The 15,832-nt window shown below is 59.2% G+C and carries 18 protein-coding genes, 1 tRNA gene and 3 pseudogenes; 6 read left to right on the forward strand and 16 right to left on the reverse strand.

The genetic code is table 11. From position 1 onward, the window contains the following. The 3 genes and pseudogenes from ACTHNE_RS19910 to ACTHNE_RS19920 all read right to left on the reverse strand — a co-directional run. Positions 1 to 72, reverse strand: a pseudogene (locus ACTHNE_RS19910) (transposase); the annotation flags it as partial. A gap of 238 nt (positions 73 to 310) precedes the next feature. Beyond that, on the reverse strand, positions 311 to 760 hold the full coding sequence (locus tag ACTHNE_RS19915) for a hypothetical protein (protein ID WP_440270128.1): 450 nt from the start codon (positions 758 to 760) through the stop codon (positions 311 to 313). Between the two features lie 134 nt (positions 761 to 894). Then, complete coding sequence (locus tag ACTHNE_RS19920; RefSeq protein WP_440270129.1) at positions 895 to 1,194, reverse strand: helix-turn-helix domain-containing protein; 300 nt, start codon at positions 1,192 to 1,194, stop codon at positions 895 to 897. Between the two features lie 205 nt (positions 1,195 to 1,399). Between ACTHNE_RS19920 and ACTHNE_RS19925 the strand changes: the two genes are divergently transcribed. Further along, entirely contained in the window at positions 1,400 to 2,236 is an 837-nt protein-coding gene (locus ACTHNE_RS19925; protein WP_440270130.1) for a hypothetical protein, read from the forward strand. Positions 2,237 to 2,503: 267 nt separating this feature from the next. On the opposite strand, the gene ACTHNE_RS19930 is transcribed toward ACTHNE_RS19925, so the two are convergent. The 4 genes from ACTHNE_RS19930 to rplM all read right to left on the reverse strand — a co-directional run bounded on the left by ACTHNE_RS19930 (position 2,504) and on the right by rplM (position 4,949). Beyond that, the gene (locus ACTHNE_RS19930; RefSeq protein WP_440270131.1) at positions 2,504 to 3,781 is read right to left on the reverse strand and encodes a tyrosine-type recombinase/integrase; all 1,278 of its coding nucleotides are present in this window, start codon (positions 3,779 to 3,781) and stop codon (positions 2,504 to 2,506) included. A 196-nt stretch (positions 3,782 to 3,977) separates the two neighbouring features. Then, positions 3,978 to 4,051 (reverse strand) — tRNA-Gln (locus ACTHNE_RS19935). A gap of 68 nt (positions 4,052 to 4,119) precedes the next feature. Beyond that, positions 4,120 to 4,512 carry a 30S ribosomal protein S9 gene (rpsI, locus tag ACTHNE_RS19940; protein WP_324943686.1) on the reverse strand — a complete coding sequence of 131 codons (393 nt, stop codon included), beginning with the start codon at positions 4,510 to 4,512 and terminating at the stop codon, positions 4,120 to 4,122. Between the two features lie 8 nt (positions 4,513 to 4,520). Then, positions 4,521 to 4,949, reverse strand: coding sequence for a 50S ribosomal protein L13 (gene rplM / locus ACTHNE_RS19945; RefSeq protein WP_192678755.1), 429 nt, complete (start codon positions 4,947 to 4,949; stop codon positions 4,521 to 4,523). 134 nt (positions 4,950 to 5,083) lie between these two features. On the opposite strand from rplM, the gene ACTHNE_RS19950 reads away from it, so the two are divergent. Then, positions 5,084 to 6,325, forward strand: a complete 1,242-nt coding sequence (locus ACTHNE_RS19950; protein WP_440270132.1) for a (Fe-S)-binding protein — start codon at positions 5,084 to 5,086, stop codon at positions 6,323 to 6,325. Further along, positions 6,310 to 6,963: a 2-polyprenyl-3-methyl-6-methoxy-1,4-benzoquinone monooxygenase gene (gene coq7, locus ACTHNE_RS19955; protein ID WP_414649753.1), complete on the forward strand. Its 654-nt coding sequence runs from the start codon at positions 6,310 to 6,312 to the stop codon at positions 6,961 to 6,963. The genes ACTHNE_RS19950 and coq7 overlap by 16 nt, the downstream gene beginning before the upstream one ends. Before the next feature lie 134 nt (positions 6,964 to 7,097). On the opposite strand, the gene speD is transcribed toward coq7, so the two are convergent. Beyond that, complete coding sequence (speD, locus tag ACTHNE_RS19960) at positions 7,098 to 7,883, reverse strand: adenosylmethionine decarboxylase (protein ID WP_126685269.1); 786 nt, start codon at positions 7,881 to 7,883, stop codon at positions 7,098 to 7,100. A 534-nt stretch (positions 7,884 to 8,417) separates the two neighbouring features. On the opposite strand from speD, the gene crp reads away from it, so the two are divergent. Continuing rightward, positions 8,418 to 9,152, forward strand: coding sequence for a cAMP-activated global transcriptional regulator CRP (crp, locus tag ACTHNE_RS19965; RefSeq protein ID WP_440270133.1), 735 nt, complete (start codon positions 8,418 to 8,420; stop codon positions 9,150 to 9,152). A 134-nt stretch (positions 9,153 to 9,286) separates the two neighbouring features. Here the strand turns inward: crp and ACTHNE_RS19970 are convergent, their stop codons facing one another. The 4 genes from ACTHNE_RS19970 to ACTHNE_RS19985 are packed head-to-tail and all read right to left on the reverse strand — an operon-like array spanning position 9,287 to position 12,480. Continuing rightward, a complete protein-coding gene (locus ACTHNE_RS19970) occupies positions 9,287 to 9,985 on the reverse strand; it encodes a haloacid dehalogenase-like hydrolase (protein ID WP_440270134.1) in 699 nt (232 codons plus the stop codon). A gap of 2 nt (positions 9,986 to 9,987) precedes the next feature. Beyond that, positions 9,988 to 10,782, reverse strand: coding sequence for an indole-3-glycerol phosphate synthase TrpC (gene trpC / locus ACTHNE_RS19975; RefSeq protein WP_440270135.1), 795 nt, complete (start codon positions 10,780 to 10,782; stop codon positions 9,988 to 9,990). A 52-nt stretch (positions 10,783 to 10,834) separates the two neighbouring features. Then, positions 10,835 to 11,884, reverse strand: a complete 1,050-nt coding sequence (gene trpD / locus ACTHNE_RS19980) for an anthranilate phosphoribosyltransferase (protein ID WP_440270136.1) — start codon at positions 11,882 to 11,884, stop codon at positions 10,835 to 10,837. Then, positions 11,881 to 12,480: an anthranilate synthase component II gene (locus tag ACTHNE_RS19985; protein WP_324946653.1), complete on the reverse strand. Its 600-nt coding sequence runs from the start codon at positions 12,478 to 12,480 to the stop codon at positions 11,881 to 11,883. The genes trpD and ACTHNE_RS19985 overlap by 4 nt, the downstream gene beginning before the upstream one ends. A gap of 244 nt (positions 12,481 to 12,724) precedes the next feature. Here ACTHNE_RS19985 and ACTHNE_RS19990 point away from each other — a divergent pair. Then, positions 12,725 to 13,112, forward strand: a pseudogene (locus tag ACTHNE_RS19990) (transposase); the annotation flags it as partial. Positions 13,113 to 13,230: 118 nt separating this feature from the next. Here the strand turns inward: ACTHNE_RS19990 and ACTHNE_RS19995 are convergent. Both ACTHNE_RS19995 and ACTHNE_RS20000 read right to left on the reverse strand, forming a co-directional pair. Continuing rightward, entirely contained in the window at positions 13,231 to 13,518 is a 288-nt protein-coding gene (locus ACTHNE_RS19995) for a dynein light chain (protein WP_324946657.1), read from the reverse strand. 291 nt (positions 13,519 to 13,809) lie between these two features. Beyond that, positions 13,810 to 14,163 (reverse strand): annotated as a pseudogene (locus ACTHNE_RS20000) (chorismate-binding protein); the annotation flags it as partial. Between the two features lie 127 nt (positions 14,164 to 14,290). Between ACTHNE_RS20000 and ACTHNE_RS20005 the strand changes: the two are divergent. Next, entirely contained in the window at positions 14,291 to 15,112 is an 822-nt protein-coding gene (locus ACTHNE_RS20005; RefSeq protein ID WP_324946659.1) for a hypothetical protein, read from the forward strand. Between the two features lie 200 nt (positions 15,113 to 15,312). On the opposite strand, the gene ACTHNE_RS20010 is transcribed toward ACTHNE_RS20005, so the two are convergent. Next, the gene (locus tag ACTHNE_RS20010; protein WP_324946661.1) at positions 15,313 to 15,468 is read right to left on the reverse strand and encodes a hypothetical protein; all 156 of its coding nucleotides are present in this window, start codon (positions 15,466 to 15,468) and stop codon (positions 15,313 to 15,315) included. Positions 15,469 to 15,646: 178 nt separating this feature from the next. Beyond that, positions 15,647 to 15,832 (reverse strand): hypothetical protein (locus ACTHNE_RS20015; RefSeq protein ID WP_440270137.1); only part of this gene is annotated, 186 nt, incomplete at its 5' end.

Consider the following 15,832-nt stretch of genomic DNA (forward strand, 5'->3'; position numbering starts at 1 on the left):
CTTGATCGGCATGCCGGCGTCCACCTCACGCAGGAAGCCGATGATTTGTTCTTCGCTGAAACGCTTTTTCACGTCCAATCTCCTTCAGTTGGGGGATTGGACTCCAAATCGTTGTGCTACTCAAAATCGGGGGGACGTCGAAGCCTGTAGAAGGTAGTAACGCGGCATAGTTCAGGGTGCCAGTAACGGCAATAGGGTGTGTATTCATCGCATCTCCTAAGTTGCGCCCCCTTTTGTTTCGGGTGACGGCCTGAGCTCAGGCGATGCTTAAGGTATAAATGAGGAAAGGATTGAAAACAGCGGGGGCTTTTTAATCCCGGTTCGATTTCGCTTCGCGATAGGCTTTTCGTACCTCTAGATATATCGCTTTAACACGTGGTTCCGACAACCCAAATTTCTTTGAGGCCATCACGTATTTTTTAGACAAAGATAAGTCCGTGTGCTCGGGCAGCAAATCTTCGATGAAATGATAAATCTTCATCTTCAGGGAAAACGCCGCACGTGGGGCATGTGGCGGTTTTCGCAAAGACAATGCGGCGCTGACGTCATCACCCCTAGCTATGGTAGCGTGCATGTCACGCAGCAGCTCAGCAATGCCTCGATTAATACGTCCGGTAACGGCAGCATCACTTAGATGTACTGCTAATTCCTCGTGAAGTCTCAGGCCTTCCGAGTAGTCGCCCTTAGCGGAAAGATTGCGAAGGGTATCTAGCCAAGCCCTGCTGAACCATTCCAAGTTACCTGGCTCTTCCTCACGCATCAATCCACGCCCTCATATGCCTTTGCAAGAAAAGACCCCGTTAGCTCCGATCATCAGCTACGAAACGATATGAATCGGCCCTGGATGCTGTTGCAGCTTATGAAGATGTCATCAGGGACGAGCTGCATGGTTAATCATTTGCCGAGCACTTTCTTTGAAAGCTTCTTGGCCGGGGAGGTCACTTTATGCGCCTTCCGCCTCTCGGCTAGGAACTTTGTAAGCAAGGCTTCTGGGGGTACACCCATAGCCTCGCTGATCTCGATCATCTCGATGAGATCAATGCGACGCTCCCCACGCTCGAACTTCGACACGAAAGTTTGGGTGCCTCCCAGCCTCGCCGCCAGCTCCACCTGAGTAAGGCAGGCTTGCTCACGCGCTTCACGCAGTAGCGCGAGAAACAGCTGATAGTCAGCGTGGTGAGTCGAACGTGCCATGGCATCTTGCTGTAGGGAGCAAGGCCAAGCTAAAGTCCGTTCTGGAATAGTCCAAAACGGACTATTTAGTACGGCGACGCCGACCCAATCAGTACCTACTTGAGCACCCACGCGTCACGTGGGCACCACTCAATCAGGCATGCATGTCCAATCGGCGCGTCAGGTCGGAATGAAGCCGAATCGTTACTCGGGATAGGGAGAGGCTATGAGAAAGATATTTTTTGTTCTGGCTGCCACATTGGGAGCCGCTTCGGCCTGGGCACAGGAGGGTTTGAGCACAGGCGGTATTACCGCAATTGCGCCGCAGGAGTCGCCGCATCAGACGGAAGAACAATATATGCAACAGTGGGCAGCAAAAACTCAGGCGGGTCAGCAACAAGCTGCTCAGCAAGATGCTAGTAACAATGCTTTTGTTGTGGCGCACGTATCCGACCTCAGAGGCGTCCTGGCGCTATGGGACCAGGCGTTGCGTACAAATGACCCACGCATACACGTCCTTGGTGATCTGAACAAGGTGATCCCAGACGGAGTCGTTATGCAGACTTTGTACAATGACGTAGGAGTTGCAATGTTCGGCAAGTTGGGGGTAGTTACTTTCCGACAAATGCCCGATGGCTCGCTCAAGTGGGAGATCACTTCGTTCGAGTCAAAGAATGTTAGAACAAAAAAAGAAGCACGGGCTTTAACCGAGCAAACATATTGGGGCGTTATCAGAAATCAGTGCAACATTCTCATCAAGCAAGGGACGATGACTTCATGCAACAACATCCTCCCGAAGGAATACCAAATGGATTCCGCGCCTGTGCTGACTGCTTCGCCCATTCAAGCCAAACCTGTCGAAGCACGTCCAATGACCGCAGCCGATGTAGCAGCTTTTCGGAAAGCGCATCCAGATGTGCCACAGCCTTTAGGTGGTGGAATGTATCGAGTCCATCTATATAGCGGTGGTACTGCCATCATGACCGACCAACAATGGGACGACTATTCGACGCAGCATTATCAAAAGTGTCAGATGGGCATCCCTGACCACTGTGAAAAGTGATATGAAGTAGAGATCGAGTCCCTCTCTCTGTCGTCGCAGCGACCTTCCGGCTGGGATGATCAATTACCCCAGCCCTTTGCAATTCCGCATCAATCGCGTGCAGTGGCGGACTTACTATCACCCCGCCATACACGCATACCCGCGCTTGCAAATAGGTTGCTCGCGCGGGCTCAAGCGGTATACACCACAGACCAACTCCATCCGGGTATAGAGCAAGTGGAATACTGGTCCCGCATTGCGCTTGAATGCGATGGTCAGCCAAATACATCAGCCTATCTTGCGCTGGAAGGCCACCACCACATGCTCACTTTCGTCTGTTTCTAACGACGACTGGACCTGCGCCCATGATTCGCCCGCCTGCATCCTGTCAACGATATCAGCCCAGCGCTGTAGCATCACACGGCGCGGATTGAGATACACCGCCTTGTTGTACGTCCCACGTATTGCATCGGGATCACCGTGCGAAAGCTGGCGCTCGATCCAGTCCGACTCATAGCCCAGTTCGTTCATGCAGGTAGAAAGAACATGGCGAAAACCATGTGCAGTCTGCTTGCCGCTGTAACCCATCCGCTTGAATAAGTTGTTGACTGCACCATCGCTCAAGGGCTTGGACGGATCATTGCGCCCGATGAACACGTGCTCAAACGTCCCGGTTAACTTGTGCAATTCACGTAGCATCTCAATGGCTTGGCGCGGCAACGGCGTTGTATGCCTATAGCCGCGTTTCTGTAATTCGCGCCCCTGTGCGATCTCCCACAACCCGGCATCCAGGTCCAACTCCGTCCATTTCAAGGTTCTCGTTACACCCGGACGATTACCTAGCCACACGGACAGCATGGCGCACCCTTTCACCGTAGGCGCACTGGTAACTTTCGCCAACTCTTGCAGGAACGCAGGTAGTTGATCTGGCTCCAAATGGGGAAAGTTCTTGGGTGGTGGAGCAACTCCCTTCACCGCCAGCAGATCGCGGGTCGGATCTTTTTCTGTCCAGCCCATTGCGCGCGCATAGCTGTAAATCGCCTTTAGCCACTGGCGAACCTTTTTCGCAACATCGAAGGCACCGCGGTGCTCGATACCCGCCACCAGCGTTACCAGCTCCGGTGCACTGATCGCATCCAGCGGCCGGGCGCGCAGAGATGGCAGCAAATCCTTGTCCAGATACTCGCGCACTTGCGCCTCCGTGCGTGGCTTCCATGCGGCTTTTCGGTACAGATGCCACGCCTCAGCAGCTTCACCGAAGGTATTTGCCATTCGCTGTCGCTGCGCCAGCCTTTGAACTACACGACGCTCTGCGGGATCGATACCCTCGGCAATCAATTGGCGCAAACGAACTGCTTCAGCACTGGCATCTTTCAAAGAAGTTTCCGGGTAAGGGCGTCCCACCGATATCCACTTGGCTTTGCCACCGAAGCGGTAGCGGAGTCGCCAATACTTGGCGCCTTCGGGCATGACTAGCAGTGTCAGGCCGCCCCCTGCCGGCATGGTGTATTTCTTCGGCCGAGGCTTAGCGTTTTTGATTTTTATATCAGTTAGTTGCGAACGCATGTGTAGTACCGAGTGCGAAAAAACATCCCGACTGTGTAGCTTTTCGGGCCGTCTTGAATTTCGTGCTACGCACTTTGCTACATACCGCCAGCAGGATGCAACGAGACAACTCTGGACAATAAGCAACAAAAAACCCCGCTTTTACGCGGGGTTTTTTGACTTCCTGGATTTCCTTGGACAACCTCGGAAATCTGTTTGGCTGGGAGACTAGGATTCGAACCTAGATAAACGGAGTCAGAGTCCGTTGTCCTACCGTTAGACGATCTCCCAATACCTGGGCCGTGCGGTGCGCTCTGACCTGGTGCACCGGACGGTCGAAGTGCTGCCTCGGGCGAGGGTTAGCGCTTCGAGAACTGGGTGGCGCGACGGGCCTTGTGCAAGCCGACCTTCTTACGCTCGACTTCGCGGGCGTCGCGGGTCACGAAGCCGGCCTTGCGCAGTTGCGGCTTCAGGTTTTCGTCGTACTCGATCAGGGCGCGAGCGATGCCGAGGCGGATTGCGCCGGCTTGGCCGGTGATGCCGCCACCAGCGACCGTGACCTTGATGTCGAACTTGTCAGCGCTCTGGGTGAGTTCGAGCGGCTGGCGCACGATCATGCGCGAGGTTTCGCGGCCGAAGAACTCGTCCAAGGTCTTGCCGTTCACTTCGATCTGACCGCTGCCCTTGCGCAGGAACACGCGAGCTGCGGAGGTCTTGCGGCGGCCGGTGCCGTAATTCTGCTGAATCGACATATAAATCCTTAGATTTCCAGCGCCTGCGGCTGCTGGGCGGTATGCGGATGTTCGGCGCCGCCGTACACCTTGAGCTTGCGGTACATGGCGCGGCCCAGCGGGTTCTTCGGCAGCATGCCCTTGACGGCGATCTCGATCACGCGCTCGGGATGGGTGGCCAGGAGGTCTTTCAGGCTGGTCGTCTTCAGGTTGCCGACGTAGCCGGTGAAGCGGTGGTACATCTTGTCGTCCAGCTTGGCGCCAGTGACAGCCACCTTCTCCGCGTTGATCACGACGATGTAGTCGCCGGTATCCACGTGCGGGGTGAACTCGGGCTTGTGCTTGCCGCGCAGGCGACGCGCAATCTCGGTCGAGAGGCGACCGAGCGTCTTGTCCGTGGCATCAACCACGTACCAGTCGCGCTTGACGCTTTCCGGCTTGGCGCTGAACGTTTTCATTTCGGAATACCTGTCTGCCGCCACAGGGGCGGTAAGCGGAATCGGTGAATAAAGGCGCGAGATGATAGCGAAGCTTTCATCTATCGCGCAAGCCCACGGTGGGGTTGCGAGTTGAGAATGATAGCATGATCCACATGCCTCTTGAGAACCCCCACCGGATTGCCGCGCTGGCTGACCAGTGCGTGCAATGCGGCCTGTGCCTGCCGGTTTGCCCCACCTATGCCCTGGACGGCAACGAAGCCGAGTCCCCACGAGGCCGGATCGCCATTGCGGCGGCGCTGGCGCGGGGGCAGGTTTCCGTTACGGCGGCGCTACGCGAACCGTTGGATCACTGCCTGGGCTGCCTCAATTGCCAGCGGGTCTGCCCGGCGGGCGTCAAGTATGACGAGCTGCTGGTGGAGACGCGAGCGCTGCTCGGGCCGGCGCCAGAGCGGCCTCGGCTGTTGCTCGAGGCTGCGAAACGGCCTGGTTTGAATCGGTGGCTGCAACGACTGGATCGCTGGACCGCTGCGCCGCTATGGCTGGGCCGTTTGCTGCCGGGCAAGAAATATGCACCCTGGCGCACCGCCTTGGCACTGCTGCGGGGACATAGCGGCCAGACAACTACCATCGTCAAAACGCTTGGACTTGGCGCACCCCGCAAGCCCAAGCAACCCCACCCCGGCCCTCCCCTGCCGAGCAGGGGAGAGAGTGTGAGTGTGGCGCTGTTCCCTGGCTGTACGGCCAGCGTGCAGGATGCGGAGGCCGAGCGCGCCGCCGAAATCTTGCTGGCAGCGGCTGGCTATCGTGTTGTTCGCCTGCCGGCTTTCTGCTGCGGGGCGCTGGATCTGCATGATGGTGCGACACGCGATGCCGAAGCCGCCGCTGTGCGTGTGCGAAAAGCATGGGCAGGCATGGGTGCAGATCACCTCGTCACCGTCACGCCGGGCTGCCTGAGTACGCTGCGCCGCACCCTGCCTGAGGTGCGCGTGGACGATCCCTACCGCCTGCTGGCCGAGCGCATCGATGGCTTGCAGTTCAGCCCCCTGCCCGCCCGGCTGGCCCTGCACGTACCGTGCAGCCAGGCCAACGTGGCGCGCAGCGATGCGGCGCTGCTGCAGCTGTTGCAGCGGATCCCCCAGTTGGAACTGAAGCGCCTGTCCGCAGCGCCCTATTGCTGCGGCGCGGCCGGCAGCCACGTGCTGCAGTTTCCCGGGCGCGCCGCGCAATTGCGGGAAATCGCGTTGTCACAGGTGGACACACTGGATGTGCATGGGCTTCTGTCGTCCAATATCGGTTGCCGCCTGCATCTGGCGGCCGGGCTGGACCAACGCGGCTCCACCCTGCCGACCTTGCACCCGCTGACCCTGCTCGCGCAGCAATGGATACCGTCATGAACGTACGCACATTTACTCCGCTCGATCGCCTGCTCGCCGGCATCGAGCGCGCACTTGAAACCGTGGCCGGCGCGCCGGAAGCCCACCGCGCCTCGCCCGCGCACCACTTCGCCGAAACCGAGCTGGACGACCCGCAGCGACGCCACGTCGCTGGCCTGATGCGGGTGAACCATACCGGCGAAGTGTGCGCGCAAGCGCTATACGACGGACAGGCCGCGCTCGCCCGCAAGGACGAAAACCGCGCACATCTGCAAGACGCCGCCGCCGAGGAAACCGATCACCTCGCATGGTGCGCCGAGCGCCTGCACGAACTGGAAAGCCGTCCCAGTCTGCTCAACCCGCTGTGGTACGCAGGCAGCTATGCCATTGGCGCGCTGGCAGCACTGGCGGGCGACAAGATCAGCCTGGGCTTTGTAGTGGAAACCGAGAAACAGGTGGAAGCGCACCTGGCCGATCACCTGGAAAAGCTGCCCGCCCAGGACGAACGCTCGCGCGCGGTGCTCAAACAGATGCAGGAAGATGAAGTGCGGCATGCACGCAACGCGCGGGAACGTGGCGGCATTGCGCTGCCGTTTCCGATTCCGCAGATGATGCATGCGACGTCGATGGTGATGAAGACGGTGGCTTATCGGGTCTAGTTGATAAGACGCCGGGCCCCGGCGTTCGCCGGGGCGGCGGGTTGTTGTTCAAGGCAAGCCTTGGCCCCTCACCTCAATCCTCTCCCGGCGGGGAGCGGAAGCACGAAAAACCCGCCTTTCGGCGGGTTTTTTCGTCACATCAGGTTGCGTCCGTGGAACAGCTCCTCGATTTCCCGGCGCAGCAGTTGCTCGATCTTCTGCCGCTCCTTGAACGACAGATCGTCCGCGTGCGCCTCGAACAGATATGTGTCGAGATCGAAGTCCTTGATGTGCATCTTGGTGTGGAAGATGTTCTCCTGGTACACGTTCACGTCGAACATCTCGTATTTCTGGCGGATGTGGCGGGCCAGGTAGTCCTGCACGGAGTTGATCTTGTGGTCGATGAAGTGCTTCTTGCCCTTCACGTCGCGCGTGAAACCGCGCACGCGGTAATCACACACCACGATGTCCGACTCGAAACTGTCGATCAGGTAGTTCAGCGCCTTCAGCGGGGAGATCACGCCGCAGGTGGCCACGTCGATGTCCGCGCGGAAGGTGGCGATGCCGTTGTGCGGATGCGTTTCCGGATAGGTGTGGACGGTGATGTGGCTCTTGTCCATGTGCGCCACCACCGCGTCGGAAATGGTGTCGCGGCCGAGCTTCTCCACCACCGGCTCCTCGGAAATGAGGATGGTGACGGACGCACCCTGCGGGTCGTAGTCCTGGCGGGCCACGTTGAGGATGTTCGCGCCGATGATCTCGGCCACGTCAGTGAGGATCTGCGTGAGGCGATCGGCGTCGTACTGTTCGTCGATGTACTCGATGTAGCGCTGGCGCTGATCTTCCGACACGGCGTAGCAGATGTCGTAGATATTGAAGCTCAGGGCTTTGGTAAGGTTGTTGAAGCCCTGCAGGCGCAGGCGCGGGAGGGGTTTCACCACGGCGACACTCCATGGCCGGGTCACGGCCGACAGGTGAGGCGGGTTAGCTACAAGGGTCCCCGCTGATTAGAAAGGCATGCTGGACCCTTATCCTGCACGCCCCTTGTGTACGGACGATGGCAAAGGGAGCGCCGCCGTCCGGAAGACTGCGAAGTATGCGGCAATTTGGATGAAAACAGAACCTCGACGCAGGCCGGGCCGCCTTACCCGGGCTCAAGGGATGCTCTGATCTATTCCACGTACCCGTCACCGCACGGTATGCGCGGCTTGCACGCGGGGAGGGCACATGGATGTGCCCGGCCTTGAGGAGCGAGGAACAGACGGCCAGTCTGCCTTGCGCTGCGCAACACACCCTGCGAACCTTCTGGACATCATGCCGGGTGCGTGGAATAGATCAGAGCATCCGTAGCCCGCCTTGCCGGAGCCATCACGCGACAGATGAGGGAATACCTTCGGACATCCCTCCGCTTCCCATGACTTTGCCATAATGCGAAAGTCGCACAGGATGCGTCTAGTTTCAGATCCGGTCGCCGGATGAGGCGGCCCTTAGGACCAAACTTGGGGAAAACTTCTGTGGTGCAACTGAAATACCAGTTACAACAGGCCTTCGAACGTTCACAGGCCCCGCTCGGCTTTGCGCCCGACCCGGCCTCCATGGAACGTTTCCTGGGGCTCTGCCACCGCCGCCGCTACCCGGGCAAGACCGCCATCATCCGTCCCGGCGACCCCGCCAACACGCTTTACTACGTGATCGAGGGCTCGCTGGCCGTCTGCACGGAAGACGAGCAGGGCCGGGAGCTGATCCTGGCCTACATCAGCCGCGGTCAGTTCATCGGTGAGATGGGCCTGTTCGTGGAGCAGGCGCAGCGCGAGTCGATGGTGCGCACCCGCAGCCCCTGCGAAATGGCCGAGATCAGCTACGAGCGCCTGTTCCAGCTGATGGAAGGTCCGCTGCGCGAGGAGTGCCCGAAGATCCTATTCGCCATCGGCGCCCAGCTCACCCACCGCCTGCTGCGCACCTCGCGCCAGGTGAGCCGCATGGCCTTCATGGACGTCACCAACCGCATCTCCCGCACCCTGCTGGACCTGTGCCAGGAGCCGGACGCGATGAGCCATCCCGAAGGCACCCAGATCCGCATCTCCCGCCAGGAAGTCAGCCGCATCGTGGGCTGCTCGCGCGAGATGGTCGGCCGCGTGCTCAAGCAGCTGGAAGAGCAAGGCATGATCGACGTGTCGGGCAAGACCATCGTGGTGCGCGGCACGCGTTGAGGTTTGTGCCTCCTCCCCCGCGGGAGAGGAGGCGTAGGTTGGAGTGCAAACCCCAACGCCGTCATGTCGATGCGTGCGAAATGTTGGGGTTTGCCCCCCCCCAATCTACGAATGGCGCCGCACGCATCCAGGCATCAGTACCACGCCACCCGCGTCACCGCGCAGCCCAGCGCCTTCTCCACCCGCTTGCACAGCTTGGGCGTGCCGTTGACCAGCACCGCCTCGCCGGCCTGCTTGAGCATCGGCAGGTCCTGGAAGGAATCGGTGTACGCCACGCGCCAGCTCTGCACACCCTTGGCGGCCAGGTTCTGCACCTTGCGCCGGCCGACGTTGTGCACGTGCACGCGCATGCCGAACAGGCCAGGCCTGAGCTGGCTGGCGACAATGGAAAGCTTCGGCAGGCCAAGCTGGCTGAGCAAACGCGTCACCAGCGTCCGCTCGCACCCGGTAACGATGATGACGTCATCGCCATCGGCCAGATGCCGGCGCAGCGCGATCAAGCCATCGCGATAGAACTGGCGCGGACGGCGTACGAGTTGATCGGCAAACGCCTCGACCGCAGCTTGATAACCCTGCGCGCCAAGCCCGCACAGGGCGATGTGCGTTAGCGCCCGCTCCGCCAACCGGCGGGAAAACACGCCGCACAGCAGCCACCACGGCATGGTCATCGCGGCCAGCACTTTGTGTATCGGCGAGCCGTAACGATGGCGGATGAACAACTCGAACGCATCGCCCTGGAACAGCACGCCATCGAAATCGAACAGCACCGTACGTGACGCACTGGCGTCGCCACCGGCTTGCACCGGCGTGTGGATGGATTCCCCTGTAACCATGGTCAGTGCGTATTGAACAGCCGCTTCAATTCCTGTCCCGGCTCGACGGCGCGCATGAAGGCCTCGCCAACCAGAAATGCGTTGATGCCCGCTTCGCGCAGGCGCGCCACGTCCGCCGGCGTGTGGATACCCGACTCGGCGACCAGGATGCGGTCGTATTCCATCAGTTGCTGCAGTTCGAGCGTGGTTTCCAGCGAAGTTTCGAAGGTGCGCAGATTGCGGTTGTTGACGCCGATCAGCGGCACCGGCACGGCCTGGGCCCGTTCCAGTTCCTCGGCGTCGTGCACTTCGCACAGCACGTCCAGGTCCAATTCGGCAGCCAGCAATGACAGTTCCAGCAAGTCCGCATCGCCCAGCGCAGCCACGATCAGCAGAATGCAGTCGGCACCGATCGCGCGCGCCTCGTACACCTGGTAGGGATCGATGATGAAGTCCTTGCGCAGTACCGGCAGCGAACACGCGGCGCGCGCCTGCTGCAGGAACGCTTCGCTGCCCTGGAAGAAATCCTTGTCGGTCAGCACCGACAGGCAGGCTGCGCCGCCCAGCTCGTAGCTGCGCGCAATCGCTACCGGATCGAATTCCGGACGGATCACGCCCTTGCTCGGGCTGGCCTTTTTCACTTCGGCGATCACCGCCACGTCGCCGTCGGCGATCTTGGCCTCGATGGCGGCGGCGAAACCGCGTGTATCGGGCATGTCGGCCACGCGCGCGGACAGCTCCTTCAGCGGCAACTTGGCGCTGCGCTCGGCGAGCTCTTCCGCCTTACGGGCAAGGATGCGTTGAAGGATGTCGGTCATGGACGGTGATTGGCACTGAAGAAAAGGAGTAAGGCAGCGGCTGGGCTTAGTATCAACTATCCGCCAGCCGCCGGGTGGTGGCCACGAATGCGTCCATTTTGGCACGAGCCGCGCCGCTGGCGATGGTGGCCCGGGCCAGCTCGATGCCGCGGCCGATGCTGCCGGCCAACCCGGCGGTGTACAGCGCCGCGCCGGCGTTAAGGCAGACGATGTCATGCGGCACGCCGTGACGGTTGTCCAGCGCATCCAGCAGCATGCGCTTGGACTCCTCGGCATTCTCCACGCGCAGATTGCGGCTGGAAGCCATGGCCAGGCCGAAATCCTCCGGTTCCACCTCGTACTCGTGCACTTCACCGTCGCGCAGCTCGCCCACCAGGGTGGAGGCGCCCAGCGAAATCTCATCCATGCCGTCGCGCCCCCATACCACCAGGGCATGCTGCGCGCCCAGCGCCTGCAAGACGCGCACCTGGATGCCGACGAGATCCGGGTGAAAAACCCCCATCAGGATGTTCGGCGCACCGGCCGGATTGGTGAGCGGCCCTAGGATATTGAACAGCGTACGCACGCCCATTTCCTTACGTACCGGAGCCACCACCTTCATCGCCGGATGATGATTGGGCGCGTACATGAAGCCGATATCGGTCTCCACCATGCATTGCGCCACCTGCGCCGGCGAAAGATCGATGCACGCACCGAGCGCCTCGAGCACATCCGCACTGCCCGACTTGGACGATACGCTGCGCCCGCCATGCTTGGCGATGCGCGCGCCCGCCGCAGCCGCCACGAACATCGACGCGGTGGAGATGTTGAAACTGGATGCGCCATCACCGCCAGTGCCGACTATGTCGAGAAAATAAGGATGCGCCGGTGCGTCCACCTTGGCCGACAGCTCACGCATCACGCGCGCCGCGCCGGTGATCTCGCCCACGGTTTCCTTCTTCACGCGCAGGCCGGTGATGATCGCCGCCGTCATCAGCGGGCTCACCTCGCCGCTCATGATCTGGCGCATCAGCGCGATCATTTCATCGTGGAAGATCTCGCGATGCTCGATCGTGCGCAGCAAGGCTTCCTGCGGTGTGATGGTGATGACCCGCCCCGTCATGCGGCGAGCTTTTGCAGCGGCAGGCCGAGGAAATTGCGCAGCAGGTCGTGACCATGCTGGGTAAGAATCGATTCGGGATGGAACTGCACACCTTCCACCGCCAGCGTCTTATGGCGCAGGCCCATGATCTCGTCGATGGAGCCGTCCGGGTTTTCCGTCCAGGCCGTCACTTCCAGGCAATCGGGCAGCGAGGCTTGTTCCACCACCAGCGAGTGATAGCGCGTGGCCTCGAACGGATCGGGCAAGCCGGCAAACACGCCCTTGCCCAGGTGGCGCACCGGCGAGGTCTTGCCGTGCATGATCTGCTTGGCCCGAACCACCTTGCCGCCAAAGGCCTGGCCAATGGCCTGGTGCCCCAGGCACACGCCGAACACCGGAATCTCCCCGCTCAATTCCTTGAGCACCGCCAGCGACACGCCCGCATCGTCCGGCGTGCCCGGACCTGGCGAGATCATGATGTGCGACGGCCGCAGCGCACGGATGCCGGCCACGTCCAGCGCATCGTTGCGCACCACCCGCACCTCCTGCCCCAGCTCGCCCAGGTACTGCACGAGGTTGAAGGTGAAGCTGTCGTAGTTGTCGATCATTAGCAACATGCGCGTTCAACTCACTGATTTTAAATATTTATATCAATCGCAATCCAGGCAAACGCAAAGCACCCAGGTAACGAATGACCATCCGCAGAGCGGATTCTGATCATTGTACCGGCCTATGTCGCGACGCCGCAGCATTCAGCAATGCATGGCATGTAGAACGTGCGCGAGCTTCGCAGCGCCTGACCTTGTCAGAAGAGCCTACTTGGCTCAAGCCATCCGTAAGAAAAGCTCTGACGTAAGAAGCATGCATTCGCAATGCGCCAGTTTGCGCCATGTCACCAGCAAGGACGCCAAGGCGGTGGTCGCCGCACTTCAGCGTATGCACTGTTCCGCTACCGTCGAGCAAGCCGCCACGGAATTGGTGCTTTGAAGACCGAATGGGGGCGACAATACAAAGCGGTCGTGCGACTGTGGCGCGGAAATTGAGACGGCATCATTTCCTTCTTCCAGTTCATGCCGGGAAGATTCGCAAGTGATTTACACCGCCAACGCGATCACGTTACTGAACATGTGCAAATACACCGCAACCGGCATATCTTCCCGAAGATGATGCCGCCATCAACGCCATGTTCGTGGCCAGCCAGGAGGCGTCAAGGAACCGGAAGTCCGTCCATCACTGGAAGCCCGCCTAGCAGAGCTTCCAGATCATGTCCGCGAAGAAGCCGTGCCGTTGCGCGCTGTGATAACTCAGTTGTACCGTTCAGTTGACAGATTCACTGCGGAACGTGATCAGCCCTGCTTCGATATGCTCTAATTTTTAAATAATAAAATAGCAACCTGACCTAGATAAAAATAAATGAAGTGCTTAGTTTCATGCGTGACATAGGATCCAAAATTTCTTCCCACAATGCATTGCCAAGCTGGCTCATATTTTTTATCGAACTCTCTTGCAATGTAGTTTCCGATATCTTTTTCTATATTAAATTTTTCGAGCGCCTGCGTTGCAACACCAATCGCCTCCTGCTGCATGTCTTCCGACATATCGGCATTTTTAACGACCGCCATTTTATTATCTATGCCATTCGCCGCGTCACTCATTTTTCGCTCCTTTCCGTGTGATTGTAGCGATGATTTGGCCGAATAAAAAACAGTATGCATAGAGCAGCTATTCGACTGAAAAATACGTGGAGATAATTCAGGCCAATGCCAGTGTGGCGTGTATAAAGTTAAGAAAGAGTCGACAACCTGTTTTTGACTCTTCACACGCGGAGGTGTCGAGCTGCTGGTTCATGGCTGCGGTAAGGCGCGCAGGCACGCACCAGTTGTCGGCATCGGAGAGCACCGTGTCACCGCAGCTCAAGGCCACGCGGCGATAGCGCGTTTGTCGCACCGCTTGCGTGTACCGGCGATCGGGCGCACGACCACCTTGCCGTCCTTGAGGCGCGCAAGGATTTCCGGCGATAACCCGACGATCTGCGTATCGCCCAGGTCCACGAAATACATGTAGGGCGAAGGATTCATCGCGCGCAGTGCGCGGTACACATCCACCGGGCGCGCATTGAAACCTACGCTCAGGCGCTGCGAAGGCACTACCTGGAACACGTCGCCGGCGCGGATGTATTCCTTCGCGCGCTCCACCACCGCTTCGAATTCCTCGCGCGTAAACGAGGATTTGAAATCGCTCTCGTTGAGGGCGGTCGATTGCGCGAACTGCGGATACGCCGCGCCACCCCATTTACCCCGGCCCAAGGCTCTTTTTGGAGCCTAAGTTCTTGTGTAGAGTTGTGCCCGCTGGCGACCCCTCAGTAATTAAGAACTGTGGGCTGCGACAAAGCTCGCTCGCAGCCCACTCTCAACGGGGAATGCGCTCATGATCCGATGGTTGGCTGTTCTTCTCGCGGCCCTCATCGTATCCGCGTGCACAGTCAACTTTAGAAGTCCAAAGGTGGCGTTTTCTAAGGTCGAGAAAGCCGAACGCCGTAACGAGGAGGTCTCGACGGCTTATAACACGTCCGTGTTCCGATGGCCTGGCTTTACGGTATCGGTAGCTGGCACGTACTTGCCCGGCCGAAAAACCCACTTACAGCCCAATGCCCCTGAATTTCTGTTCGAGCGGAACGGAATAGGCAGCTACACATTGAATATTGGTGCGGAGAGCGAATGCCGAGCATCACCCACAGCCAAGCGATTATTGTCAGATGCTCTAGCTAAGCTATGGGACTATAGCGGCGGCTTTCCATCAAAGGGCCAAACCGACATGCATATCGTTGGCAACGACATTCGCGCGACCCGGTACAACGTGTCGTTACTCACAGGCCGCAAATATCACTTAACTTACTGGACGCCCTGTATCGATAACGATGCAGATGCGGCACTTTTTTTCGCCGCCACAATAGCGCTTCATGAATCTACGCATGCATCGCTGGGTATGGTTGACGGCGAGTCACGGGATGCATTTGAGCGCGAACGAACCGCAGTAGGTGCAGAAGCGTGCCTGTACTTGGCAGTGAGAAGTTTGGACGAATCATTCACGCGACAACACAAGGAACTTCTCAACCGCTTCAATGAGCTCCAGGAGTCGCAGGTCGGAACGACGCATATCGAACTTCCGTCCCTTTGCAAAGCTTGGATGGCCACCATTAGCTCGGCGAGACCAGGGGGCATGCCTCCGCTTCCAAAATCTGATTATTGAACGCGCGTGAAAAGTCCGGGCGTTCAAGCGTTCCGTCGTGACCTCGCTTCTTCGTGAACGATGCCGCAAAGTCGATCCTGGAAGGGCGCATCGCCGCAAACAAAATTCGCGGCATGGACTTCAAGCAATGGGGTAGCAGCAACGATAAAAAGGTGGCGTAGCGAGCATGCCACCGTTGCGGGCTTTGCTCGACGGATGGATTAGGAAATGACGATCGCCGGGTTCGCCATCCACTCGCCGTATTCCGGCACGGCCCGCTTGAACTGCTGCTCCAGCCAGATCATTTCATCCTGTGTGCGGTTGATCGCCCACCAATACAAATTGCGAAAGACGCTCAGCCGCCGGATTCTGAACAAGCTGGGCTTCTGCCTGATCCTTGTTGCGTGAGGTTTCGGCGCGGACCCCTAGCCGCATATCGCCGATGCCAAAAATCAACCAGTCCAACGAAACACCTTTTTCGCGGCAATATCCGCGCAAATCGCAAAAAGCGGGCTGTTGCGCTGACGCCAATTGCTTGGTGCGCTGACGGCCAGATTAAGTCCAACTTTTGGCAGCGACCTTGCTCGCGTACCACTCTTTCGCCAATGCTTTAAAAATGTTTGCCGAGGCGAACCGCTGTGCTGCCCGCGCCTCGCGCTTCAGCTTCGCCGGATGCTCGTCACTTGTTACGCGCTCGCGTCCCGCCAAATGTTCGCGTCTGGCAGCAAGGATGCTGACCGC

The sequence above is a fragment of the Dyella sp. genome, assembly GCF_051954575.1.
Taxonomy (GTDB): Bacteria; Pseudomonadota; Gammaproteobacteria; order Xanthomonadales; family Rhodanobacteraceae; genus Dyella_B.